Source organism: Paenibacillus sp. B46(2026) (assembly GCF_056786355.1).
The window spans coordinates 5848962-5873644 of sequence record NZ_CM165907.1; the positions used below are offsets into that span (position 1 = coordinate 5848962).

At 45.8% G+C, this 24683-nt stretch carries 22 protein-coding genes and 1 riboswitch; of the genes, 11 read left to right on the plus strand and 11 right to left on the minus strand.

Translation table 11 applies throughout. The annotated features are described in order from the left end of the window. Window positions 1-88: 88 nt before the first annotated feature. Together AC1S8V_RS26035 and AC1S8V_RS26040 are read right to left on the minus strand one after the other, a co-directional pair. A complete protein-coding gene (locus AC1S8V_RS26035; protein ID WP_482071163.1) occupies window positions 89-1045 on the minus strand; it encodes an IS30 family transposase in 957 nt (318 codons plus the stop codon). 378 nt (window positions 1046-1423) lie between these two features. Beyond that, the gene (locus AC1S8V_RS26040) at window positions 1424-1747 is read right to left on the minus strand and encodes an ArsR/SmtB family transcription factor (protein ID WP_221820674.1); all 324 of its coding nucleotides are present in this window, start codon (window positions 1745-1747) and stop codon (window positions 1424-1426) included. Window positions 1748-1952: 205 nt separating this feature from the next. Between AC1S8V_RS26040 and AC1S8V_RS26045 the strand changes: the two genes are divergently transcribed. Beyond that, entirely contained in the window at window positions 1953-3332 is a 1380-nt protein-coding gene (locus AC1S8V_RS26045; protein ID WP_482071337.1) for an MFS transporter, read from the plus strand. 195 nt (window positions 3333-3527) lie between these two features. Here AC1S8V_RS26045 and AC1S8V_RS26050 read toward each other — a convergent pair whose 3' ends face one another. From AC1S8V_RS26050 to AC1S8V_RS26060, 3 genes are all read right to left on the minus strand, one after another. Then, window positions 3528-3977, minus strand: a complete 450-nt coding sequence (locus AC1S8V_RS26050) for a nuclear transport factor 2 family protein (RefSeq protein ID WP_482071338.1) — start codon at window positions 3975-3977, stop codon at window positions 3528-3530. A gap of 225 nt (window positions 3978-4202) precedes the next feature. Next, complete coding sequence (locus AC1S8V_RS26055) at window positions 4203-4610, minus strand: RrF2 family transcriptional regulator (protein WP_482071339.1); 408 nt, start codon at window positions 4608-4610, stop codon at window positions 4203-4205. Between the two features lie 106 nt (window positions 4611-4716). Further along, window positions 4717-5556 carry an AraC family transcriptional regulator gene (locus AC1S8V_RS26060; RefSeq protein WP_315939379.1) on the minus strand — a complete coding sequence of 280 codons (840 nt, stop codon included), beginning with the start codon at window positions 5554-5556 and terminating at the stop codon, window positions 4717-4719. Window positions 5557-5674: 118 nt separating this feature from the next. On the opposite strand from AC1S8V_RS26060, the gene AC1S8V_RS26065 reads away from it, so the two are divergent. Continuing rightward, window positions 5675-6679, plus strand: a complete 1005-nt coding sequence (locus AC1S8V_RS26065) for a Gfo/Idh/MocA family protein (protein WP_482071340.1) — start codon at window positions 5675-5677, stop codon at window positions 6677-6679. 20 nt (window positions 6680-6699) lie between these two features. Then, the gene (locus tag AC1S8V_RS26070; protein ID WP_482071341.1) at window positions 6700-7647 is read left to right on the plus strand and encodes an aldo/keto reductase; all 948 of its coding nucleotides are present in this window, start codon (window positions 6700-6702) and stop codon (window positions 7645-7647) included. Between the two features lie 271 nt (window positions 7648-7918). On the opposite strand, the gene AC1S8V_RS26075 is transcribed toward AC1S8V_RS26070, so the two are convergent. Together AC1S8V_RS26075 and AC1S8V_RS26080 are read right to left on the minus strand one after the other, a co-directional pair. Next, window positions 7919-8938 (minus strand): Gfo/Idh/MocA family protein, encoded by a 1020-nt coding sequence (locus AC1S8V_RS26075; protein WP_482071342.1) that lies wholly within the window; start codon window positions 8936-8938, stop codon window positions 7919-7921. A gap of 56 nt (window positions 8939-8994) precedes the next feature. Then, a complete protein-coding gene (locus AC1S8V_RS26080) occupies window positions 8995-9771 on the minus strand; it encodes a sugar phosphate isomerase/epimerase family protein (RefSeq protein ID WP_036606781.1) in 777 nt (258 codons plus the stop codon). A 413-nt stretch (window positions 9772-10184) separates the two neighbouring features. Here AC1S8V_RS26080 and AC1S8V_RS26085 point away from each other — a divergent pair, with 413 nt between their 5' ends. The 8 genes from AC1S8V_RS26085 to AC1S8V_RS26120 all read left to right on the plus strand — a co-directional run bounded on the left by AC1S8V_RS26085 (window position 10185) and on the right by AC1S8V_RS26120 (window position 19506). Beyond that, complete coding sequence (locus AC1S8V_RS26085; protein ID WP_145325897.1) at window positions 10185-11012, plus strand: AraC family transcriptional regulator; 828 nt, start codon at window positions 10185-10187, stop codon at window positions 11010-11012. 225 nt (window positions 11013-11237) lie between these two features. Further along, a complete protein-coding gene (locus tag AC1S8V_RS26090; protein ID WP_482071343.1) occupies window positions 11238-11927 on the plus strand; it encodes a response regulator transcription factor in 690 nt (229 codons plus the stop codon). 20 nt (window positions 11928-11947) lie between these two features. Next, complete coding sequence (locus tag AC1S8V_RS26095; RefSeq protein ID WP_482071344.1) at window positions 11948-13396, plus strand: sensor histidine kinase; 1449 nt, start codon at window positions 11948-11950, stop codon at window positions 13394-13396. Window positions 13397-13542: 146 nt separating this feature from the next. Continuing rightward, window positions 13543-14301 carry an ABC transporter ATP-binding protein gene (locus AC1S8V_RS26100; RefSeq protein WP_482071345.1) on the plus strand — a complete coding sequence of 253 codons (759 nt, stop codon included), beginning with the start codon at window positions 13543-13545 and terminating at the stop codon, window positions 14299-14301. Window positions 14302-14304: 3 nt separating this feature from the next. Then, window positions 14305-16710 (plus strand): ABC transporter permease, encoded by a 2406-nt coding sequence (locus AC1S8V_RS26105; RefSeq protein WP_482071346.1) that lies wholly within the window; start codon window positions 14305-14307, stop codon window positions 16708-16710. Between the two features lie 139 nt (window positions 16711-16849). Beyond that, the gene (locus tag AC1S8V_RS26110) at window positions 16850-17083 is read left to right on the plus strand and encodes a hypothetical protein (RefSeq protein ID WP_482071347.1); all 234 of its coding nucleotides are present in this window, start codon (window positions 16850-16852) and stop codon (window positions 17081-17083) included. A gap of 92 nt (window positions 17084-17175) precedes the next feature. Beyond that, window positions 17176-18321 (plus strand): hypothetical protein, encoded by a 1146-nt coding sequence (locus tag AC1S8V_RS26115; protein ID WP_482071348.1) that lies wholly within the window; start codon window positions 17176-17178, stop codon window positions 18319-18321. A 33-nt stretch (window positions 18322-18354) separates the two neighbouring features. Continuing rightward, window positions 18355-19506: an outer membrane protein assembly factor BamB family protein gene (locus AC1S8V_RS26120; protein WP_482071349.1), complete on the plus strand. Its 1152-nt coding sequence runs from the start codon at window positions 18355-18357 to the stop codon at window positions 19504-19506. A gap of 156 nt (window positions 19507-19662) precedes the next feature. Here the strand turns inward: AC1S8V_RS26120 and mmuM are convergent, their stop codons facing one another. The 4 genes from mmuM to AC1S8V_RS26140 form a co-directional block, all read right to left on the minus strand. Beyond that, window positions 19663-20730, minus strand: coding sequence for a homocysteine S-methyltransferase (gene mmuM, locus AC1S8V_RS26125; protein WP_482071350.1), 1068 nt, complete (start codon window positions 20728-20730; stop codon window positions 19663-19665). Next, window positions 20708-22120 carry an S-methylmethionine permease gene (gene mmuP / locus AC1S8V_RS26130; protein WP_482071351.1) on the minus strand — a complete coding sequence of 471 codons (1413 nt, stop codon included), beginning with the start codon at window positions 22118-22120 and terminating at the stop codon, window positions 20708-20710. The genes mmuM and mmuP overlap by 23 nt, the downstream gene beginning before the upstream one ends. A gap of 92 nt (window positions 22121-22212) precedes the next feature. Beyond that, window positions 22213-22314: riboswitch (SAM riboswitch) on the minus strand. Window positions 22315-22382: 68 nt separating this feature from the next. Further along, window positions 22383-23585 (minus strand): Ger(x)C family spore germination protein, encoded by a 1203-nt coding sequence (locus AC1S8V_RS26135; protein WP_482071352.1) that lies wholly within the window; start codon window positions 23583-23585, stop codon window positions 22383-22385. Then, window positions 23582-24682, minus strand: coding sequence for a GerAB/ArcD/ProY family transporter (locus AC1S8V_RS26140; protein WP_482071353.1), 1101 nt, complete (start codon window positions 24680-24682; stop codon window positions 23582-23584). Before AC1S8V_RS26140 ends, AC1S8V_RS26135 begins: the two co-directional genes overlap by 4 nt. Window position 24683 lies beyond the last annotated feature (1 nt).

The window sequence follows — 24683 nt, forward strand, 5'->3', positions numbered from 1 at the left end:
AAAAAGACCATCTAATATAATATTCGGAACAAGACGGGATTTGGATTACCCCAAAATTAAAATTTTGTATTTTTTTCTTGACGGATTGTCAAACCAAGTGCGACAGTTCCTCTGTAAAAGATTCGTGAGCCGTCTTCCAACCCAAGCATTTTCGTGGTCTGTGATTCATTAGATCGAGTGAGTGTGCGAGTTCTTCATCCTCCACTTGAGCGAAATCTGTACCTTTGGGGTGGAACTCTCGTAGTAAGCCATTCGCATTCTCGTTGGAACCGCGTTGCCAAGAGGAATACGGATCAGCAAAATAAACGTGCAGGTTATGCGTGGTTTCCAGACTGGCATAGCATGCAAACTCCTTTCCTCGGTCAGCCGTGGCTGTGAGAAAGGTCCCTGTAGGGTACTGTGAGATGGCTACACCGAGTGCAATCTCCATTGACAAAGCGGTACGGTCGGGCATGAGAACAGCGGTATATAGGCGTGTTTTACGTTCAATCAACGTGGCCACGCAGCCTTTACTTTTCCCACGGCCCGATACGACGGTATCCAGTTCCCAGTGCCCAAACGTTTCACGGGAACGTACCTCTTTGGGACGATCCGAAATGGATCGACCAATGGCAAATTTACCGCGAGTTTCTGCGGGTTTCTGACGCTTCCCTTTGTGCCGAAGAACCTGTAATACGCCTTGAACCAAGCGCCCCGTGTAGATCCAGCGATAGATGGTTTTGAAGGTGACGGTTGGCAGGCCTTCCATACGGAAACGTTCGGTGATTTGTTCTGGAGACCACGTCGCCTGAAGCTTCTTCTCCAAGGAAGCAGCCAAGGCTTCTGACCATTTACCTCGAGAGACAGAAGCCTTACGGCGCTCCTCATAAGCGTTTTGAGCTTGTTCTGCCTGATAGGGTTGCGATGCAGTAACACGATCTAACTCACGACAAATCGTCGACGGATGCCTCCCTAGTACTTTTGCAATGGCTCTCGAACTTTGGCCTTGGCTGTGGAGGATTTCTAGCTTGCTGCGTTCGATTATGCTAAGATGTGAATAACTCATGGACTGATTCTCCTTGTGTGAATGCTTGTGTGGTAACTTTCATTCTACACGAATCAGGCTATGAGCCATTTTTTTATTTCCAGTAGGTGTCGCACTTCATATTACAATCTGTCTCTTATAAAAGTTATAACTGGTTGGATTCACATGACCTGATCTGCATTTACGTTCACATCAAATAAACCGGATCGGCTGCGGCCTGTCCGGTTTTATAGCGTTTATATCTTTTCCAGAACAACTTCACATGCCGTTCCGATCTGAAGCTTCATTGAAGTAAAATGATCTTAAATTACAATCCCCTAAATGGTTGGACTCGTATAGGGGTCTTTCTCGATTCAAAAATAAAAATGTCCCCTCTTCGACCTGAAGAAAGGACACCATTTAGGAAGGATCTGTGCTCGTCTGAGCTGCGGCCTGCAATAACGGTTGCAAGAGCCCTGGAAAGCGTGTTTCCAGATCATCGGACCGCAAGGTGAGAAAATGCTGTGTGCCCTGCACTCTGACCCGAATAACTCCGGCTTCCCGCAGAGTACGAATGTGATGCGACATCGTTGACTTCACAACAGGTGCATGAAAATGACTGCACGGCTGCTCCCCGCTTCTCGCTGCTTCCGCAACAATCCCAAGACGAGTCGGGTCGCTTAACGCATACAATACGGAGGAAAGTTCAATATCGGATACTTGTGGATGATGTAAAATTTTCATACTGTAGTCTCCTTTTTTCAGACTATCCATTGTATTTTAACACAGATCCATGATATATTTCTAATGTTCGACACCAATCGAACTTTAATAATTTCGTTATGTAACCCCTGCTGTCAGGCACGGGATTGACATCATACTACATTTTGCAAATGTTACACACCGTTTCTGAAATGTTGCGAAATACACATCACTTTAGGAGGTTTTTATGAACAACACCGCAACCGCATCATCAAGGGAACGGACCGGAATACAGGAAGGATTAATTGTAAGCTTGCTTGGCTTCACCGTTGTACTCGTTGTGATGAATACAATGATGTTTAATCTGGCCCTGCCCAAAATTGCAGCCGAATTTATGCTTACATCCGTCGCTTCCTCATGGATTGTTACAGGGTATTCCATAGTATTTGCTATTTCCTCGATTACGTTCTCACGTCTATCGGATTTCATACCCATTCGTACATTATTCACGACCGGGCTTACTTTACTTGGTGCAGCATCCGTTCTCGGGTTCTTCAGTAATCACTTCATCATTTTGCTTATTGCACGTCTGATTCAGGCTGCGGGTGCTGCTTCGGTTCCGGGGCTTGCCATTGTGCTGATTACCCGGTACATTCCACATGATCGCCGGGGTAAATCGATGGCTGTCATCATGTCCGCCAGTTCACTGGGGCTTGGACTTGGTCCCGTCATCGGCGGAAGTATTACTCAGTTTCTGGGATGGCATGATCTATTTATCGTTACGGGATTAACGTTATTCTTGATTCCTGTATTCTTCAAATTGCTTCCTCGGGAAACACCGCAAAAAGGGTCATTTGACCTGCCGGGTGCCGTACTTCTCGCCATCGGTACTACGGGTGTGCTGTTATTCCTGACTTCCCGTCAGTGGTTCACGCTTGTCATCGGTGCTGCGGCACTGCTTCTGTTCTGGCTCCGAATTCGGCGCGCGGCAGATCCATTTGTTCAACCTGCTTTGTTCAAAAACAAAAAATATATGATGCTCAGCTCGCTGGGTATTGTATCGTACATCAATAACTTCTCAACGCTGTTCCTGCTGCCGCAGATTTTGGCGCATCTGTATGGACTGACACCTGCTCAATCCGGACTTGTCATCTTCCCGGGTGCAGTCGTATCCATGCTGCTCTCCAACCGAATCGGCCGCATGATTGACCGACATGGCAATACGTTGCTGCTGAAGTTTGCACCATGGTTGTTACTGGCCGCTGCTGGATTGTTCGCCTTATTTGCAGACAATAGCATCTACGCCATCATGGTCGTATATGTCCTGCTCAGCGTAGGCTTCTCTTCCCTAACCACGAGCGTATCCAATGAATTATCTGGCAATCTGACCATGGATCAGGTCGGCGCAGGTATGGGATTGTTCCAACTTAGTCAGTTCTTCAGCGGTGCTTTCAGCGTTGCTGTCACTGGTGTAGCGTTGACTGCGATGCAAAACATGCCGCTGTCCTCAGCGTACACTAATATTTTCTGGGGCATGACCGTGGTTGCACTGGCATCCGTTATTTTCTCTCAGGTGTATCTGAGAATGCAGTCACGGAAAGTCACGGAAACAAGTAGCCGGATCTAACATCATATTTAACCAAAAGAAGTCAGGAAGGGACCCTCGGGTTCTGAACCTGGCTTTTTTTCTACCTAATTTCTATGCATGTGTCAGCTGCCCTCTCCCACAAACACAAAACAGCCCCAGGGACGCGTTCATCACGCTCCTCGGGGCTATTATTTTATGGTTGACCAACTTCTCTATTCTTCTACACTGAGTATACTATTCAAACAGGTCCAGACGAAGACGCTTCAGGCTCGTATGTTTGATGTACCATTGGCCGTCGATTTTGACAAAAGTCTCGTGGTAGTGCCCAAATCCGTGGAAGGATTTGTTCTCATTGCCCTCCGGGAACGTTACCCAATCTTCCATTGGGGAAATGACCTTTGCTTCGTTCTCAGATACAAATTCAACTTCGGCGCTATGAACATGATGCACGGTTACGGCAACATCCACCAGATCACGGAATACTTGTACGATCGTATCACGGCCTGTTAATACCGGAATTGGATTGCCTTCTGTGCTGAAATCGGCGACTGCATCCGGAGCAAACACATCACCCAAGGTATCCCACTGTTTCGTATCAATATAGCGGCAATAACGCGCCTTGGTGTTCCGAATGTTTTCCAGCGCGAACAATTGTTCCAGTCCTGTAATCGTTGATTGGCTCATGTGTTGTCCCTCCAGAGATGTAAAATGTGATGTAAGATTTGGATCATGTATGTATGTATGTATGTATGTATACTATACCTTCCTTATTGTACCATTCGGCTTCTATTAGGTACAACGATACAAAAAAATCTTTCCTTACCTCTCGCGAGGTTGGGGAAAGATCTGGATATACCTATGTGCCAGACGAGTTAACAGCGTCCATCGAAACTTCACTTCTAGTACAAGTTACAGGGAATGTGCACCCTTCATCTGGGAAGCCAGTTCTGACATTTTTTTATTGTTCAAAAAACTTTCCATCTCTTCTTCAGCCTGCACCATCACCTGCTGGATCAAACAGCCTGCGTTATGATTCTGGGAACATTCGAACAGGGACGCCTGACCTTCAATCGCATGAATGATTTCCAGGAAGGACGGATCCGGATTTTTACGACTAAGCCGGTAGCCACCATTGGCACCAGAAGTCGATTCGATCATGCCCGCCTTAACCAATTTGGTCAAAATTTTGGATAGATAGGTTGGTGACACCTTCTGCAAATCTGCAAGTTGGTGTACACTAACCAGCTGTTCGGGGGCAGTGCTTACAAGATGAAGCATCGTATGCAAAGCATAATTTGTCGCTTTTGAATATTTCATGAGGGCACCTCATTATACACGGATTTAATTTATCCATAATAGACTTGATTCAGCTCTCTGTCAAACCACTATACCTCAAGTACTGGCAACATCGAAAGGATACGGGTTAATTGTGATACAATCCGCGGTAATCCGTAGGAGTCATCCCCTCATGGGCCATGAACTGGCGGTTAAAATAACTGGCATTGGGATACCCCGCTTCCTCCGCGATTTGTCCAATGTTGGCCGTAGGCCGTTCGAGTAACCATTGCTTCGCCATCTGTAGTCGTGAACGAGTGATAAACTCCATAGGCGTCATCTCCACAGCACTCTTGAACATTTTGCAAAAGTAATACGAACTCACACCTGCAAGATCTGCCCAGTCCTGTAACAGGAAAGGTTGACAGGCCTCTTGCTGCATCTGTGGAAGAAGTGCAAGTACCCGACTCTCCGCCTTACTGGTGGTACGTGTGCTCTTTAAAGGTACTGCATGCTGCACGAACTCGGCGAGTACAGCATAGGTCAATGTGGATAGCTGCGCCGGACGCAGCATGGTGTTCTGTTCCGCTTCAGTCAGCAAGGCCAGATGAGCCTCTTCCCAGGAGCTGCGTTGCCGCAGTGTCCACAACAGATTGCGATGTAACCCCCGCTCGATCATATAATCATGCAGACGTTCACCGTAAAAATGAACCCATCGTACATCCCATGGATCATCTTCACTACTATAATAATGCTGCCGCTGCTGCGGGAAATAGAGAACCGCCTGACCTGCGCGAAGCTCATGCACCACCCCATCTACTTCCACATATCCCTTGCCCGAAGCGACGTAGTGAATATTAAAGTTGTTCAGTGCGCCAGCCTCACGCAACACGGAATGCTGGACGTGGTCCATATAATGTCCAACGGACTCGGGATAACAAAAATATGGAATATCCTGCAGGGTAAGCAATACCGTTTGTCTCATCATAGCCAGTTCTCCTCGATCAACAATATTGTGTTAACTAACTTCAATATATTATCATTTTAATTCATTGGTCTATTCTTTATAATCACAATATACATTTATACACAGGAGGATACAACACATGAATTCAGTTCAAAAATTGCGTTGGGGCATTCTTGGTAGCGCTAGCATTGCTGTGGAATCCGTCATTCCAGGCCTGCAGAAATCCGAGTTGAATGAAGTAACCGCGATCGCCAGTCGTGACGAAGATAAAGCCAAACAGACGGCCGAACAACTTGGGATCGACAAGGCTTATGGAAGTTATGAATCTTTGCTGGCTGATGATTCCATTGATGCCGTATATATCCCACTGCCGAATCATCTGCATCGGGAATGGACGATCCGGGCTGCTGAAGCAGGCAAACATATTTTGTGCGAAAAACCACTTGCTCTGACAGAGCAGGAAGCTCAGGAGATGGTTCAAGCTTGTGCAGATGCAGGTGTGCATCTGGCTGAAGCATTCATGTACCGCCATCATCCACGATATGAGCAGATCCGGGATATCATTGCCAGCGGTGAGATTGGTGAGATTCGTGGTATTCACAGCACATTTTCATTTAATAACTCCAATGCATCCGGCAATGTCCGCTTTCGGAAAGAGTGGGGTGGAGGTGCACTTTATGATATCGGATGTTATTCCATCAGCGTAGCACGTCTGCTGCTTGGTCAAGAACCAAGTGCAGTTACCGTTATTGGCATGTTCTCCCCACAGCATGATCAGGTCGATATGATGGCTTCCGGACTGCTGGAATTCGATAATCACGTTGGTGTGACGTTTGACAGCAGCATGTGGGCAGCCTTCCGAAACACGCTCGAAGTTCTAGGTTCTGATGGCATCATTGAGGTGCCATCGGCCTTTATCGGTCGTCAAGATCGCAGTTCCAACTTCTATGTAACGGCTGGCGGTGAACGCAAAGAGATTGAAGTTCCGCAAGTGAACCACTACTCTCTACAGGGAGATGACATGGCACGTGCGGTACTTCAGGGCAAGGATCTGCGCTTCGCCCCTTCCGATGCGCTTGCTAATATGAAAGTGCTGGAAGCTTGCCTTCGTTCAGCGGAAGAACGGATACGAATTACACTATAATTGAGAGGATGAACTGACTTATGGAATATATCGAAATTGCTGGTGCAGGTAAACGCGTCTCCAGATTGATTAAAGGAACCGATTATTTCGTGCATGATGCCTACGATAAAGCAGCTACGAACATGGATGCTTTTCTGTCGATTGGCGGTAACACCGTAGATACAGCACATATTTATTGTGGTGGACAGAGTGAAGAAGTCCTCGGTCGTTACATGAAGGAACGTGGTAACCGCGACCAGATCGTCATTCTCACCAAAGGCGCGCATCATGACCAGAATGGACCACGCGTGAACGCTGATGCCATCCGTAGTGACTTGCTGGAAAGTCTGGAGCGTCTGCAGACAGATCACGTAGAGATGTATGCCTTGCACCGGGATGATCCCAATACCCCTGTGAGTGTTATTCTTGAAGCACTGAACGAACATATTGAATCCGGCAAAATCGGCGCAATTGGCGCCTCCAACTGGACCTGGCAGCGGCTCGAGGAAGCCAATGCGTACGCTGCGACAAATGGCTTGAAGGGCTTCACATTTAGCAGTCCAAATCTCAGTCTCGCCAAAGCAAACGAACCTTTCTGGGAAGGCTGTGTGTCAGCAGATGCAGAGACGCTGGCATGGCATGAGCAAACTAAACTACCATTGCTATCCTGGTCCTCCCAAGCGCGTGGTTTCTTCACTGGACGATTCACACCTGAAGTTCGGGATAACGAAGATCTGGTACGTGTATTCTACAGTGATGGCAACTGGGAACGGTTGCGTCGGGCTGAACAATTGGCTAATTCGAAGAAAACATCACCCATTCAGATTGCACTCGCTTATGTATTGAATCAGACGTTCCCAACCTGTGCGCTGATTGGTGCCCAGAATCAGGCGGAGCTGCTGTCCTGTGACGAGGGGTCCCGCATCACACTGACTCCTGCTGAAATAACATGGCTGGATCTGGGCAGCGATGTACCGGCTGGCATCTAAAGAAAGTTAATCATTCTATCATTTAATCTAATGACTTCTAAGGGGCTGATATTCCGCGATAGCGCGAGATGTCAGCCTTTTTCTGTTCTGCACAAGCGATCAGATGCTTTAACCTTGTTGCACAAATTACCGTATACACTGTTCACTTTCCCACACTTGCCTTGAAACAAACAGAGAAAGACTTACCCCAGAACACTTCACTGAGATAAGTCCCTTATATCATAGATTAAGCCATATAGAATATTAAAAATTGCACTGTCATTCGTATGGATTACAGTTTAACGATCTGACCTGTTTTCTCGGATTCGAATGCTGCCAGGATGACTTGCAAGGAACGCAAGCCCTCTTCCCCAGAAATCGCTGGAGGTGTTTGGGTCACAATCGACTCTACAAAAGCGTCAATCACACCACTCGGCACTTGTTTCTCGTTAGTAGCCATGGCACCGACTTTGTACGTTTCAACCGTACCGTTGGTCAACTCAACGATAACTTCATCGCCTTCCACTGTTCCAATCTTCATAACACCATTCTCACACCACAGAACTGTACTGTTGTCTCCGGCTCTGTATTGCGTCCAGCTCGCTACCAGCGTTCCGATTGCTCCACTCTTCATACGAAGCAAGCAAGTTGCGTTATCGTCAACCTTGGTGCCTTCCTTGTGCAGTGTGCTGATGAAACCAGCCACTTCAGATACTTCATCATTCAGCAAGTAACGGATGAAGTCTGATTTGTGCACGCCGAGGTCACCCATAGCGCCCATAATAGCTTCTTCTTTACGGAAGAACCAGCTTTCGGCTCCGTCCACACTCCATGCTTCCGGGCCCGGGTGACCGAAGGATGTACGGAAATTCAGGACTTTACCGAGTTTGCCGGAGTCGAGAATTTCTTTTGCTTTGACATGAGGAGGCATCAGACGCTGGTTGTGTCCAACCATCAGATACACACCGTTTTTCTTGGCAGCTTCGATCATTTGCTCGCCTTCTTCAGTGGATACTGCCATTGGCTTCTCAACCAAAACATGCTTGCCTGCATTTGCAGCAGCAATCGCCATTGGCGCATGCAGATAGTTCGGTGTACACACACTTACGGCATCAACCGTTTCGTTTGCAAGCAATTCTTCGTAACTGGAGTACGCTTTACCTCCGTAAGTCTCGGCCATCTTCTCCGCACGCTCCACAATCGGATCGGCAAAAGCGACAAGTTCTACGTTCTCATTGGCAGCGTACTCTGGAATATGTCTGCGCTCGGCAATGGCTCCACAGCCGAATACAGCAACTTTAATTTTACTCATGTACATAAGTCTCCTTTGACAAATAGATTAGCATTTTGCATGGTTCGATGATGCTCTTAGAACTGGTTTAGGTAGTTTTCTTTCAGCCAGTTGTAGCTATTGGATACGCTCTCAAGTGGAGGATTCTGACATACGTCTTGTTCCACGATCAGCCACTCCACACCTGCATTCGTAGCGCCTTCAATAACAGCCGGCAGGTCAACCGAACCTTGTCCCAGTTCCAGCGTTTTCATCTGGCCCTGTTCGTCTTTGCTGAAGTCCTTCAGATGAAGAAGCGGTAAACGACCCGCATATTTATTAATATACTCGATCGGATTTTGTCCCGCAAATTGGACCCAACATACATCCATTTCCACTTTTACCGCTTCCGGTGATGTTTGAGCGAACATGGCATCAAAGGCATTGGCATCTCCAACCTGGCCGTGGAATTCAAAGTCATGGTTATGGTAACCGAAGATCAAACCTTGCTTCGCCGCTTCAGCTCCATATTGTTGTAACTCAGCGAACAGCTTGGTCCAACCTTCTGCATTCTCAGGACGATCTTCTGGCATCAGGTAAGGACAAATGATATATTGTGCACCAATTGTTTTCAGGTAATCGATTTGTTTTTGCAAGTCTTCGCGCATCGCATGTAGTGAAACGTGGCTGCTGAATCCTTTCAATCCAAGTTCATCTAGTAGCGCTTTCATTTCTTCGGCTGGAATGTCACCATATCCGGCAAACTCCACGCCTTCATATCCAAGGGCCGCCACCTTACGCAACGTACCACGAAAATCTGCTGCAGTTTCATCACGGAGTGTAAACAATTGCAAACCAATATTAAGTTTTTTCATGTAGGATACACCTCTGTTCTCAAATTTGCTTTCATTGCTCTATCTGGTATCATCCTACCGCAAAACAGGCTAGAATGAACATATACAATATAGTCAGAACATGAACTATCTGGTCAAATTTTATTTCCATCATTTTGCATCAATTGAATGTAGCTAATTTCAACTGAAGATATTTACACTGGCACTCCGATGACAGAACAACCTTCCGATCGCTGTTATCCCCAGATTTTTTTGATTTCCTTTTCAAAAGGATAAAATCTGGAGCTAAAGGCGAGTTTATGCTTCCGATGCAGCTTTCTTTCAGAAAGCTTTTAACTTCGTTTCTTCAGGTTCTTTCTGTCCTCTCCGTTATCGTGTAAATGTTAAGTTAAACTTATGATGTAAAAGCATCGATATATTGGGGGATTTCATCTTTGGATACGTTAGAGACATCTGTACTGATCTGTGACTACTCATATCACTATAAGGCGTTCACTCATAATATGAAGGGCGAGCTGCAAACCTATCTGTTCCGCCTGCAGACCGAAGGCTCGTGCAAAGTATATGTACAGGATGAAGAATTCAGGATGACGAGCGGGGATTTGCTGCTGCTCAAGCCTGGTGACGATTATCATCTTGTAGTCGATGAACCACATAAGGAAGGACGCTTGTCTAGCGGAGATTATTATCTGTTCTGCGAGGGCAGTTGGATCGAGAATTGGTGGAAACGGCAGCAAAGATCCACTGTGAGCCGGATTGGATTGGATGATAAGCTGATCAGCCTATGGCGAAATATGTTACTGGAGAAACGTCGCGGACCTCTCGAGGAGAATGCGGAGCTAAAGGATGCGTTACTGCGCGGATTATGTCTATATATCGACCGGGCAATCACCGAGAATATCCAGACGGATCGGGCTGTTTCCTCTGCGTTGAAGTTAAAACGTTTTATTGAGGAACATGCCACCGTTACCTTTAAACTTGAAGAAGCAGCACGTTATGCCGGACTCAGCCTGTCGCGTGCAGTCCGTTTATTCAAGGAGCACTACAATCAGACCATGATTCAATATGCGATTGAGATCCGTCTGAATGCGGCATTGGAACGTATGAAATACAGTGAAATGACACTGGAGCATATTGCTGAATCCTGCGGTTTTGCAAGTTACTCCTATTTTCACCGGGTATTCCGGGCACATTTCGGTGTATCTCCGGCAGAGTATCTCAAATCCAAGCAGCATGAGCCTATTGATTTAGAACGTGTGTGACGTATTCGTATCAGAAACCCATGACCTTCAAGCAGGTTCATGGGTTATTTTGATATGACGAAACTTGTAGAGAGCCACTAGTAAGGCCACGATTAACAAGAATGATGTTCACTTCAATATTTCATGTGACTCCAACAGAACAAGACTGTACAATTATAAAAGACTGTCATCTTACCCATTCATATATCTCATTGAATTCCCATTAAAAATACTGGAGCGATACATATGCTAACCCACCCGCGCAAAGTCCTCATCATCGAGGATGAACCGGATATATCGCGTATTCTGCGAGATTATCTGACCAAAAACCAGTATGAAGCTGCCGTTGCAGCCACTGGGCAAGATGGGCTTCAGATTATGGAGCTTATTCAACCAGATTACATTATTCTGGACATTATGCTTCCGGACATGGACGGGATTGAAGTGTGCCGAGAGATTAGACGGCGAAACAACATCCCCATCCTTATTCTGAGTGCCAGGGGCAGTGATACCGATAAAGTGCTTGGTCTTGGATTTGGAGCAGACGACTATATGACGAAACCCTTCTCACTTAGCGAACTGCTGGCACGGATTAATGCCCACTTTAGGCGTTATGACAGCATGACACCCGATCAGGAGCGAACAGACCTACTACGTCTTGGAAACCTGGTGATTGATAAAAAAGCCTATAAAGTTACATTGAACGAATCGGAAGTTTCTCTGTCTGAATTACTTCATTATCTGGCAAGCCATAAGAATCAGGTTTTCTCCAAAGCCCAGTTGCTTGACGCCATCTGGGGATATGCAACCTATGGGGATGAAAACACCGTAACCGTATACATTCGCAGACTACGAGAAAAAATCGAGGCAGATGCCTCCCATCCCACTGTTCTGAAGACGGTCTGGGGTGTCGGTTACAAATTTAATTACGAATAATCCAGATTGGAGACATCCGCATGTCATTGAACACCTGGTCCAGACGCTGGCTGTTAACAACACTTGGCCTTCTGATTATTATGATTTTAAGTATCCTCGCGCTGTCGATGATGTTATTCCAAAACCGAAATTCTGAACAATCCAATCTGTCTATGAATCAGATTCGCCTCAAGGTCAATCCCACTCTGCTCGCTCTGGAGCAAAATCATCAACATCTGGACGATCAATATATTCATGAAGATATACGTTCCACCGCCAAAGAAAGCGGGGTTGTGCTTACCTATGTGAACTTGGATGGAACAGTAATTCTGTCCTCCGCCCCCACCTCTGAAGGAACCCAAGTTAATCTGCGTTCATCCCTTCATTATGATCTACACCATGCCGCGCAGGCTGCGAATGGTAACGAATCGCTTGAAATTGCATTTCCCGTGATGGACGGACCTGTGGGGAGCCAGATCGGCAATGCCATCTTTTCCATCCCCCAAGCTATGGTTACTGTTCAGCAACCAATGACTTTTCTAGTGATATGGATTAGCGTACTATTGCTCCTGTCCCTGATCCTGAGCTTATTTCTATTTTGGATGAAACGAAAGCTGGAGAAGCAGCTGCTCTCTCCCATTCATAATTTGAAGCTCCATGCGGAATACATCCTCAAAGGCAATTATGAAGAACAGATTCAGTACAACCGGACGGATGAAATGGGCGACCTTTATGCCATGTTGGATTTGATGCGCACCGAAATCAAGCATATGAACGAGCTGCGCATCCAGCAAGAACAGGCGCAGAAGGAACTCATCACCAATATATCCCATGATATCAAAACACCAATTACGACGATAAAAGCATACATAGAAGCTATAGAGGAAGGGCTATGTAACGATCAGGAAACGCTGATGGAATATATGAGAGTCATGCGGACCCATACGGATAAAACGGCCCGACTTGTGGAGGACCTGCTGGTTCATGCACTGCAGGAACTCGGGCAAATTTCGGTGGAACCTCGTGAAATGTACAGTGGCCCTGTCTTGGAAACTATGTTGAAACCTATTGAACATGTTGTTCTCACGAAAGGTCTGGTCTACGACGGCCCCAATTCTAACCACATCCCCAATGTGTTAGTCGCAATCGATCCTACCCGAATTGAACAGGTCATCTCCAATCTTGCCGCCAATGCCCTCAAGCATACAGCTCCGGGAGACACGATACGTATAGTCACGGAACTGGAATCCGGTCACTTGAAAGTGACCATCGCCGATTCGGGTCAGGGAATACGTGTACAGGACATGCCGTTTGTTTTCCAGCGTTATTTCAGAGGCCAAGCTAGTCAGGCAGACCAACGTGTTCAGGAAGGTACGGGACTGGGACTTTCCATCTGCCAAAGCATTATTGAAGCACATGGAGGCCATATTTCCTTCACTAGTAAAGAAGGACAAGGTACGACCTTCCGGTTCTATCTGCCTATCTGCTGAGCCATTCTGGCCTGGCTATTTTACCAAGCGCCTTTAACTTCCGCTTCACCCCATTTGGCTGTAATACTTTATTCATAATTTGATAAGGCTTCCTCAACATCCCTCCTCTAGAATGAATCCTATACTGCACTCGGGAGTGATTCGACTTGTCCAAAAAGGTAATTATTCGTGCACAGAACCTGTGCAAAACGTACAACAGCGGGAGTGAGCAACATCATGCCATCCGTAATGTCGATCTCGACATCTATGAAGGGGAATTCACGGTCATCATGGGGAATTCCGGATCCGGAAAATCAACCCTCTTATACCTGCTAAGCGGGCTGGATCAGATTACAGCCTGTGAGGTCTATTTTCGCAACCAACGGATTGACGCTTACAGTGAACGAGAAATGTCTGACTTCCGCACCCGCCGGATTGGTTATATCTATCAAAGTATCAATCTGGTCCCAGACCTTTCCATCAAAGAGAACATTGCTTTACCGGGATATATCGCGGGAAACAAAAAGAAGGACATCCAATCCCGCGCTGCTGAGCTGATGAATGCCATGGATATTGATGGACAGCGTAACCGCCTCCCCTCCCAAACCTCCGGAGGACAGCAGCAGCGAGCTGCCATTGCACGGGCTTTGATTAATTCGCCGGATATCCTGTTCGCTGACGAACCTACCGGAAGTTTGAACTATGAACATGGTAATGCGGTGCTCGACATCCTGACAGATATGAACCGGAAAGGACAGTCGGTCGTTATGGTGACACATGACATCAAAGCTGCTTGCCGAGCCGACCGTCTGATCCTGATCCGTGATGGTAAAGTCAGCGGCATTCTGGAGTTCGACAAATATGATGAATATCAGATTCCGGATCGGGAATCAATCGTCTTTGCCTTTGTGTCGGGAAAGGAGTAACCTATGGCTGCCATCCTGAAGCTGAGTTTTTCTTATCTGAGTAAAAATAAAATTCAGAACCTGTTTATTACCCTGCTTATTTTGTTGTCCACACTTCTGGTGTGTACTTCCATCATCATTTTGGCTAACACGGGTAACCAGTTCAATGAGATGCACAGCCGAACCAACGGGTCGCATCAGATCTTGACGTTCGACAAAGGGCTGAATGATCCCCAAACGGTACATGACTGGTGGGCCGCCCAGAATGGTGTTCAGATCTCGACTTTACTTGCTTACCAAACTTTATCAGGCATCACCTTTGACGGCATGGATATACCTAACATTTACCTCTATATGATGAACACCCCGCCGCCTCCTTGGGATGTAGATAAACTCGTATTTGTAGCCGGAAAAGAAAGCTCATCTCCCGCACAAGGTAGCGTATGGATTCCTACGTCCATGGCGAATAGCCATAACATTGTTGTCGGCGATACCATTCAATTCAAGACCGGCTCAGCCACGCTTGACCTCGCTGTATCAGCTGTTGTTGTCGATGTTCCTTATGGCGCACCGTTCACCAATAACGCAAGAATCTGGATGAACAGTGCAGATTACCAACATGATTTTAGTACGCTTGCAGGGAAAGAGAATCACATGATGGGCATCCATTTTGACGATTACAGTATGAGTTCCAGTTACTGGAACCGTTATACTAACGAGACGGGTGCTCCGCTTCTGGAAACCAAAATGGAATTCGAAAGTATTTCATCCTTTTATCTGATTATGAACCAGATCGTCGGTTTCATCATGATTTTCCTAGGAGCCGTCATGATGATAATTGCACTCATCACAATTGGCTTCACCATCTCTGATGCTATTCTGGCTAACTACAAAACGATAGGTATCCTTAAGTCACTGGGACTCACTTCCCGTGCAACGATCGGCACCTATGTCATTCAATATTCCCTGCTGTCCATCATCGCTGTTCTTCCCGGGTTTGCGCTGAGTGTGTTGGTGTCTAAATTCATCATCAACATCTCCGTATCGTCCTTGCGAACAGGCAATAGTGATCTTCCGGTTGAGGGCGTTGGAGCAGCTATACTTGTAGGATTGCTGTTATTCATCCTTGTGATTGTATTTGTTATATTTTATGCCAAAAAAGCCCGTATGATCGAGCCTGTTCAGGCCATTCGCTACGGTATGTCAGAGGATGAGAACGTAGCCATGGCAAAGCGAATGAATTCACCACTCGCAAATGCGGCCTCGTTTGGTCGACTACCTATCTCTTTTGTAATCGGCCTGCGCAGTCTAATCAGAAACAGCAAAAGCTCTGTTTTAATAATATTGCTGACGTCCGTAGCTGCTTCCGTGCTTGTCTTCGGATATGTTGTGCTGACCAGCATTACCGGAATCAATCAGACTGCAGCTAAATGGGGTTATGACAATGCAAACATTGCTGCTGTGGTGGTGAACAAAACAACGTTTCCCAGAGCAGAGCTGCAAAACGTGCTTGAAGAAGATCCCCGCATCCACAATGTAGGTTGGCAAGGAAACATTACCGGAGTTATTCCCTCAGATGTTTCCTCGCGCAATCCAGCCAGTCAGTCTATTAGCCTTTATCTAGGCGTATTGGATGGAAGCTATGAGGATTTCGGCTTCGAGACGTTGAGAGGAAATAACCCTGAACGAGAAAATGAGATTTCAATTGGGGTCAGTGCTGCCAAGATGTTAAACAAGGATCTGGGTGACCTTATCGATATCTACATTGAGGGAGAAAAGCGTACGTTCATCATCTCGGGTATCTATCAAGCGATCTCCAACATGTCGCTATCCGGGAGAATCACCGTTCAAGCGGTCCGAAGTGTAAATCCGAGTTACAGTGATATAGATGTTGCATTTATTAATGCCATCGATCCTTCACAAGCAGGGGCAATTGCAGCCCAGTTAAATGAGCAGTTCAAATACTCTGCATCCATTGTCACGCAAAAAACGCTGCTGGATTCCGTTTATACAGAAGCAGCAAACATTCTCATATATCCCATGGCCCTGATCGGTCTTCTATTCATCATAGTTACGTTTATGATCATCTTCAGTACCAGCCGGATCAGCATTCGCAAAGAAAACAAGACGTACGGCATCTACAAATCGATTGGTATGACATCCGGCAGTATTCGGTCCTCTATTACACTGGGAGTTGTATTGTTATCCCTGATCGGTTCGATGTTTGGCGTTATTGCTGGCGTGTACCTTCTTCCGTTGTTGCTTGAAAAGGTACTCTCGGGATACGGTATCGTACAAATCCCGTTGGTTCTGAATTGGTGGGGGATTATACTTTTATCTTCTCTGAGTATCCTTGCAGCAACTTTTGGCTCCTGGAGATCATCCAAGGTGATTCGTCAGGCATCCCCGCGTATTCTTGTCATTGAATAACATGCAGCAGACAGACATTAAAACACATAACAATATTTTTCAACAAAACTTTAAATCCGACACAAGAATAGTCCTATATACCTAGTAATGATAGATATGATAAACTTAATGGCATACTATGGTAAAGGAGTTAATTTCTTTGTACAACAAAAATAAAACGAGTAAATTGTTGAAGTGGATAGCTTGGATTAGCATCATTCTATCCATTATTGCCAGTATCCTCGTTGGGCAAAATGAGTTCAATGGCTTTCAATGGTCTTTGACTCTTCCAGTTATGATGAACGGCATTGTAGCAGGACTATTGTTACTAGGTGTTGCGGAGATCATACGGTTGGTGCAGGATATTAAAAATGAAACGGTAGGTCCAGATTAAGTTTGACCTCGATTTTTCTTAAGGAGTTGTTTATTTTGAAATGGTTTTGTATTCGATTTTGTTTGTTGATCAGCATCCTGAGTCTAGGATTGTTGTCAGTAGACAAACCCTCAGCGTCGGCTAAAGCCAAGACCGTGCCACAGCTTGAATGGGTCAAGCAGGTCGATTCTGGCAAATGGGGGGATGGATTTACTCCGCATTACTTCAGACTGGATTTGTCCGGCAACCTAAACATTTTGGTGAGAAAGGTAGTGAACGAGGAGCTCACATACGTGGAGAATATTAGTGGTGAAACCGGGGACATCCGATGGTCCAAGCCAGAATCTGATTATGGGTTAACTAGGGATGGTTACATGTATACTTTCAAACCCGCTGAGACTGATGACTATGAAAGAAGATTTGATGATATTATTACGGTCTCGGATCTGACAACCGGTAAACCGATATGGTCCGCTATAAACCCTTACTTTCGTGAAGGTCAGTCTTCAGATTTCACCAAAAACGGAACAGCTTATTCTTTCACTTATCACAAAAACAAATATGTAACTCTTTATTATTATGATGAAAAGGGAAACCGAAGCAAAAAGTTCATTCTCCCCTACATGCAATACTACACAATAGAAGGAAATTTTATTTTAGGTCAACCTGGCAACAAAAGTCCGTATACTCACGTTTTTGATCTTTCTACAGGTAAGAAGCTAACGGTGCTGACCAATGAAACAACCTTGCCCTACGGGAATAGGGTTACGGACGATGGAACCCTAATAACTAGGAAGTTTATCAATAACCGTGAACTTGAGTTGAGGGCGTACTCGCCTACGGGAGCTTTGAAATGGAAGTATGATTTTTCTTTTAAAAAGGGGCCTCCCGAGATATTTATCATCCATGATCGTGTGCTGTATCTGGAACAAACCGCAGGCAATATCATGCTTATGAATTCGGATGGAAAATTCATTACAGGAGTTAATGAAAATCCCTTCTACATGCAAGGTGAGCCAAATAGTCATCTAAAAATGGCAATCGATTTACAGAGTTTTATGTATATTCAATACACCGAACAGGGAATAGAACTCGTGATTAGAGATTCAAATAATCTGAGAGAGCTCTATCGGCTGTCACAGAACGATTGGAACGATGTAAGGTTTAATCGAGATGAATTGTTCCTTAATAAGCAAAATGAATTATTTTTCCTGCCTCCTGACGGGCAGACGATAAGAAAGTATCAGTTACTTCCATAATCCAGAGAACATTACATAAGGAGTCTACCAATCATGAGTTTAAAGCGAATCAACTATTGGCTTATAGCCAGCCTATTCATCTTTCTTGCGATCCCATCCGAGCCAGCTCTGGCTAAAGATCTGCTGCAATTCCAATGGGGGTATGATATTACCAACGGCGGACAGAGTGCAACAAGCTCATATTCAATAAAGAGTGTTACGGATGCCATGGGGAATGAAAGTCTGCTCGTAACTAAAGCAGGTAAGAATAATGATTATTATATCGACAGTGTGGATGCCAAAACAGGGGAGCTACTTTGGTCGATTCCAACGGACAACGAGTACACGCTATCCGATGATGGATATATGTTTATTTTCCACGATAATCAAGTCAGTGCCAAGCATATAGCTACGGGCCAGATCCGTTGGACAGCTTCTCTGCCCGGACCGCCAGAAGATTGGAGACTATACTCGGCTGAGTCAGGCAGTCCAGGCGAAAATGGAAGTTTGTATGTGATTGCAGACTCTGATGATTTAAAAAGCAGTACACTCTACTATTACGATGCTAATGGAAATTTAAGTCGAAAGTTCAAGGTTCCATATTTTATGCAACAGATTCATGGTGATGTGATTGTCGGCAGTAAGTTTGGCAATCATCCCGATTTATACTTGATTAGCCTGACAACCGGAAAAAAAATTAAAACGATCACTGGTGGTAAAGGTTACAATGGGATTAAGAGTCTATCTGACGGCACACTACTATATTATAATATCTACAAAAAAACAATAACGCTTAAAGGCTATAACAGCACGGGGCAGCTAAAGTGGACAAAACAACTTCCTTATAAGGAATATTCAACAGAGCTTTTTGCATTGAAAGATCGGTTTGTATTTGTGGATTATAAAAATAAGCGAATCAAGCTATATTCATCTTCAGGTAAATTAATTGCTGAGAAGGCATATCTGCCAGTATCATATCCCAATATGGCTTTGGATGGCACAAGTTTGATGTTTAAATCTGAAAAGAATGACGAAGATGAACTAGAACTAATTATTATGGACACAAGCAACCTGAACGTTTTGTACACCTACAAAAATGACGAATTTGATCTTAATGATGAACGTCTATTTCTCAATAACACAACGGGTCTGTACATCCTAAGCGACGAAGGTCGTACCTTAGTTAGCACTCAGTTAATTAAATAGCATAATCAGAAGCATCAGAAGAGGAATGTCCTCATGTTGATGTTAACGCTAAATCACACTGAAAAAGCCCTCACCAATCCAGTAATGGGTCGTGAGGGCTTCTTCATATGTGGTTGTATCTCTAGCTTTTCGGTGTACAACTCTACATCAAGTCTTTTAACTCCGCCACTTCTTCGCAAGTTCACCAATCTGATGTGGCGTAGTTCGGCAACAACCACCAATAATTTTCGCGCCCGCTGCAACCCACTGCTCCGAAGCATCACTCATACTGCCACATGTACCCTGTCCGCTCCACGTCTTCGTTGCCGCATCGTATACTTCTCCCGAGTTCGGATACACAATTACAGGTTTGTCACTGGTACGGCTCAAAATGCCCACTGCTTCCGTCACCACTTCCATCGGAGCACAATTCAGGCCAATCGCCGCAATCTGCGGCTCGGAGCCAAACTTCTGTGCACACACCTCAAGCGGTGTGCCTTCGCTGATGCTTGTCCCGTCTTTTAAAGAAAAAGATAACCAGGCATACGCATGAGGAAACTCCTTCAGTAAATCAACCAGCACCTGCGCTTCCTGCAAGGATGGAATGGTCTCAAACGCCAGAATATCAGCACCCGCTTCAAGCAGCGCCGCCATACGCGGACGGTGAAATGCGGCAAGCGTCTCATCCGACACGCCGTAATGTCCCACATACTCTGAACCATCCGCCAGATAGGCGCCGTACGGTCCAACGGACCCGGCAATAATTGGACGTGGACGAAGACAGTCTTCTTCGCGATCCTCTGTACGATCTGTTATATACTCCTCATTCTCCACGGTCTCGGAACGTACCGAAGGAGCTTTTACAAGCTGACCTGTCGAGCTTTCTCTCCCTACTAAACCACCCTGCACTTCTGCCCATACGTCATCTCTCGCCTTTGCAGCCAGTTCCACCGTCTTGCGAATCAGGTCCAACGCTTCTTGCTCTCCGATTCCTCTCTTGCTAAAGCCATCCACCGTCGCCTGATAACTGGATGTAATGGCGCAGTCGGCTCCTGCTCGAAAATAATCCGCATGGACCTGAACGATAACGTCCGGATTCTCAATTAACACACGCGCCGACCATAGCGGATCATCCAGATCAGATCCATGCTGTTCGAGTTCCGTTGCGAGCGCTCCATCCAGAATCATGACCGGATGTTCGCGCAGGATCTGTTCTATGGGGTTAATCTGTTGTACTTGCGTCATGTACTTGTCCTCTTTTCTTATTCACACGTTCTGTCAGATAATAAGCTGCGTAACACACTGCGATAAATGGAATCCCACAATACAGCGCAATTCGCTGTGTAGGATCAAAAGCAATACCTATGCATGAAGCCAGGCATAATATAAATGAGATAATCGGTACCGCCGGATACAGTGGTGTGCGGTAGACCAGATCTTTGACCGCATGTCCTTCCCGGATATACTGTCTACGGAACATGTACTGGGAAGCACTGATGCTCATCCATACGGCCACAACAGCCAGACCTGAAATGGAGACCAGTGTAATATACACGGTACCTGGCGCAATGATGCTGGACAGCAGAGCGAGCGCACCACCAACCATACTGATCAGGAGCGCATTCAGCGGTACCCCGCGTTTCGTCAATTTGGCGAACCAAGGAGAGATCGTTCTTTTATCAGCCAGAGACCAGAGCATCCGTGATGAAGCATACAGGCCTGAATTGGCAGCAGAGAGAATTGCCGTTAGAATAACAAAGTTCATAATGTCTGCTGCATACGGTACACCCACTCGCTCCATGACCGCTACAAATGGACTTTGCAGTACACTGGCATCCGACATAGGCAGCAAGGCAGACAAGATAATAATCGTTCCGATGAAAAAAATCACCAAACGCCACAGCGTTGTATGAATAGCCTTTGGTATTGTCTTTTCCGGATTCTCCGTCTCCCCGGCAGCAATGCCGATTAACTCGGTGCCTGAGAATGCAAAATTTACAGCAAGCATGGTCATCAATATCGCTGTAGCCCCATGAGGGAACCATCCAGATGCTGTAATATTCGATAGAAACGGAGCAGGTTCAGCATCCGCCATCGGAATGATACCAAACATGGCTGCGCCACCGATAATAATGAAGATTACGATGGTAACTACTTTCACCGATGAGAACCAGAACTCCGATTCCGCGAAAAATTTTACCGTCAGTGCATTAAACAAAAAGATCATCAGTGCAAACAGCGCGCTCCAGATCCATACGTTCACCGATGGAAACCAACGCTGCATTAGCAGTCCCGCGGCTGTAAACTCGGAACCAAGGGCAACCGTCCAGGTTAACCAGTACAACCAGGCCACCGTGTATCCTGTTGCTGGTCCGATGTATTTGGCTGCGTAGCTATGAAATGCTCCCGTCTCTGGCATATGAACAGACAGTTCACCGAGACATAGCATGACCAGATATACGACGATTGCTCCGATCAGGTAGGACAGAATGGTTCCCAGTGGTCCCGCCTGCTGAATCGTGTAACCCGAGCTGAGGAATAATCCCGTTCCAATGACTCCTCCGAGAGAGAGCATGATCACATGCCGTGCCTGCATTTTCCGCTGAAAATGCCCTTTATCGTTGTTGTTCTCCATACCTGCTGCTCCCCTACTTCTTCATCCAGAAAAAACAAAAAAGACCCACTCTTCCTAAAGAGTGCGCCGTTACTGACAAATAAAAACAAACGCTCCTATCTATCAGGCTTTCACCCGCTGGAATTAGCACAGTATCCTTCAGATCTGTTGCTGAGGTTTCTAAGGGCCAGTCCCTCCACCTCTCTGGATAAGAAAATGATTTTTTATAAATATAGCGATCTATCATGAATGTGTCAACAGTTATTCAAAATTGAACATGTTTCTAGTCGGTTGAGGAACCCGGACTGTTAATGCTGAGGTTCACCTCATAAGTAATCGGCACGGTGCTAAAAATTTGGTCCCAATCGTCTTTGACCTTTTTCCATGTTTCCGGATATTTGATGCGCAGACTATCCCGAAAATCAGCAACGTCTACTTTATAGGTGTGTTGAAGTTTGTAGAGAACCTGTCGAACCTGTTGCTCGGCCAGCTCAGCAAATTCCTCTTCCAGCTCTTTGAGGTAAGCCTCCTCTAGCTCTTCTTCGGGAACACGCCAATCCTCCATCAGCCAGCCTTCAGATTCGTTCTTTACATGGAACGATATATCATCGCCGACCACCTTCGGAATTACTTTTGTTTTTTTCTTCTTCGTTTCAAATATAACGGTGAACCCCTCCTTGTTATATGTCTTCAAGACGCCTCCTTTTGCTTTAGGCTTAATCCACGATAGCCCTTCCAGGTCCGTTTGACTCAGTTCCCCGAGAAATTTTTTCGTCTTTCCATCAAAAACGCTGCCTCCGGAGAACTCATCTTCTCCATTGGAATTCAGCACATTTTGAAGCAGGAAGCTGGATCCGGATTGCATTTTGGCATCTAATTTGGAGAGCAAGACTGGGTCCAGAATCTTATTGGAAATGTACGAATTGTTCGTTATTCCTGTGAGATGAAATGCAGGAATCCGGGAAGGGTCCTGTGAAGTCAGTACATCTACCGCACGATGATGACTAATCAGGACCAGGCAATTTGGACGAATATCGTTATCTCGAAGGACTAAATCAAGGAGTTGGTCCAGACCATACTTTTTGGCAATATCCTTGGAGACAACGATAACCTTCAGATGATGTCCGATAAGTGGACGATCTCGCCTTAGTGCAAACTGACGAAAGATTTGCAGCAAGGAATCTCCGGTAAGCTGTTCATTGGAATAGGAGCTTTTGCCTGAAGCAGGTGAACCGGATTGCTCGCTTTTCTGGCTTTTCGAACTACCCGGAGCAATCTGTACTGTGGCTGTCACATTTTTCTGCATCGGATACGTTCCTCCCTGAGCTGCAGTGTTCTTCTCGAATTCCGTCTCTTTGCCGATATCGATCCCGAGACCAACGTAGACACTTAGATCCTCTATCTCCCGGCTGCTCCAACATCCGGATATCGTTAACAGAATGCATAATACAGCGGCTAAGCGTAGGAACATATGGAATGGAATCATGCATGTTTGCCTCCTTTTTTGCGAATAAGACTCAGCAGTAGCAATACCAGCGGTAGAATAGCAAATAAAAACACGGATGTATTGCCTAGCATATCCCCTAGTGCAAAGGTCTCATTCACCGTTTTGGGCATCATTGCAGTCAAATAAATGACCGGAAGCAGGCAATACATAATGACCTGTATCTTCTTCATACGAAACAAATCACGAATGCCCACCGAAGCGCAGTAATGTGTGATCGCCATTGTCGAAAAAATCTGCATAATCCAGATGACCAGCAACAATGATTCAAATCGCTCGAATATTAAACCTTGTATTTCAAAGCTTCTTACCAAATCCAGCGTTGGCCACGTTCTTGTCTTAATCCCGTCAAGGGACAAGCTGCCCACAACCATAACAACTGTAATCAAGTAGATCATTGTCGAGATCATTAAGCCCCATGTCATAGCCTTATTGCTTTTTTTCGGATCTTGCATATATGCGGTCATGACCAGCATCACCTCGTAACCTGTATACGACAGTAGTGAGGGCTTCAATCCTTTAATAACCGGTATGATTCCCTCTCCAAGTACCGGCCTCAAATTACCGATCTCAAATAGCTGGTTACTGAGCAGAATTTCGATTACAAATATAATCAGCGTAATCGGCAAAATGATCTCAAATACACGCACAAGGACGGCAAGTCCACCGGAGATCAAATATATGCCAATCCACATAAAAACCATGACAATGGCCCAGGTTGGAGTACGTTCGAGCAGATACATGCCCGTTACATCTGCCATGACTCTGATTTCGAATGCTGCAATGACCATAAAATACATAATCATGGCACAGCCCAGTATGTAAGCAATCCAGCGCCCGGTAATCTCACGGGTGAACTGGAACACGGTTTTCTCGGGAAATCTGCGACACAGGGTGACCATAATAAGGCCGACACCTGTAATAATCAGTCCGGAAAGAATAATGGAAATCCAGACATCTGGTGTTCCAACAGCTTTACCGGCCGTTCTAGGGAGTGTCAAGATGCCTGCACCAAGCATGTAATTGACAATAATCACCACGGCCTGTCTACCACTAATCTTTCCTTCAGAGTTGTTCACT

Coding starts and splice junctions, on each gene's coding strand:
- AC1S8V_RS26045 (WP_482071337.1), top strand. CDS start 1,953: ATGAACAACACCGCAACCGCATCATCAAGGGAACGGACCGGAATACAG.
- mmuP (WP_482071351.1), bottom strand. CDS start 22,120: ATGGAGAACAACAACGATAAAGGGCATTTTCAGCGGAAAATGCAGGCA.
- AC1S8V_RS26050 (WP_482071338.1), bottom strand. CDS start 3,977: ATGAGCCAATCAACGATTACAGGACTGGAACAATTGTTCGCGCTGGAA.
- AC1S8V_RS26040 (WP_221820674.1), bottom strand. CDS start 1,747: ATGAAAATTTTACATCATCCACAAGTATCCGATATTGAACTTTCCTCC.
- AC1S8V_RS26095 (WP_482071344.1), top strand. CDS start 11,948: ATGTCATTGAACACCTGGTCCAGACGCTGGCTGTTAACAACACTTGGC.
- AC1S8V_RS26090 (WP_482071343.1), top strand. CDS start 11,238: ATGCTAACCCACCCGCGCAAAGTCCTCATCATCGAGGATGAACCGGAT.
- AC1S8V_RS26065 (WP_482071340.1), top strand. CDS start 5,675: ATGAATTCAGTTCAAAAATTGCGTTGGGGCATTCTTGGTAGCGCTAGC.
- AC1S8V_RS26120 (WP_482071349.1), top strand. CDS start 18,355: ATGAGTTTAAAGCGAATCAACTATTGGCTTATAGCCAGCCTATTCATC.
- AC1S8V_RS26055 (WP_482071339.1), bottom strand. CDS start 4,610: ATGAAATATTCAAAAGCGACAAATTATGCTTTGCATACGATGCTTCAT.
- AC1S8V_RS26035 (WP_482071163.1), bottom strand. CDS start 1,045: ATGAGTTATTCACATCTTAGCATAATCGAACGCAGCAAGCTAGAAATC.
- AC1S8V_RS26070 (WP_482071341.1), top strand. CDS start 6,700: ATGGAATATATCGAAATTGCTGGTGCAGGTAAACGCGTCTCCAGATTG.
- AC1S8V_RS26105 (WP_482071346.1), top strand. CDS start 14,305: ATGGCTGCCATCCTGAAGCTGAGTTTTTCTTATCTGAGTAAAAATAAA.
- AC1S8V_RS26060 (WP_315939379.1), bottom strand. CDS start 5,556: ATGATGAGACAAACGGTATTGCTTACCCTGCAGGATATTCCATATTTT.
- AC1S8V_RS26075 (WP_482071342.1), bottom strand. CDS start 8,938: ATGAGTAAAATTAAAGTTGCTGTATTCGGCTGTGGAGCCATTGCCGAG.
- mmuM (WP_482071350.1), bottom strand. CDS start 20,730: ATGACGCAAGTACAACAGATTAACCCCATAGAACAGATCCTGCGCGAA.
- AC1S8V_RS26135 (WP_482071352.1), bottom strand. CDS start 23,585: ATGATTCCATTCCATATGTTCCTACGCTTAGCCGCTGTATTATGCATT.
- AC1S8V_RS26080 (WP_036606781.1), bottom strand. CDS start 9,771: ATGAAAAAACTTAATATTGGTTTGCAATTGTTTACACTCCGTGATGAA.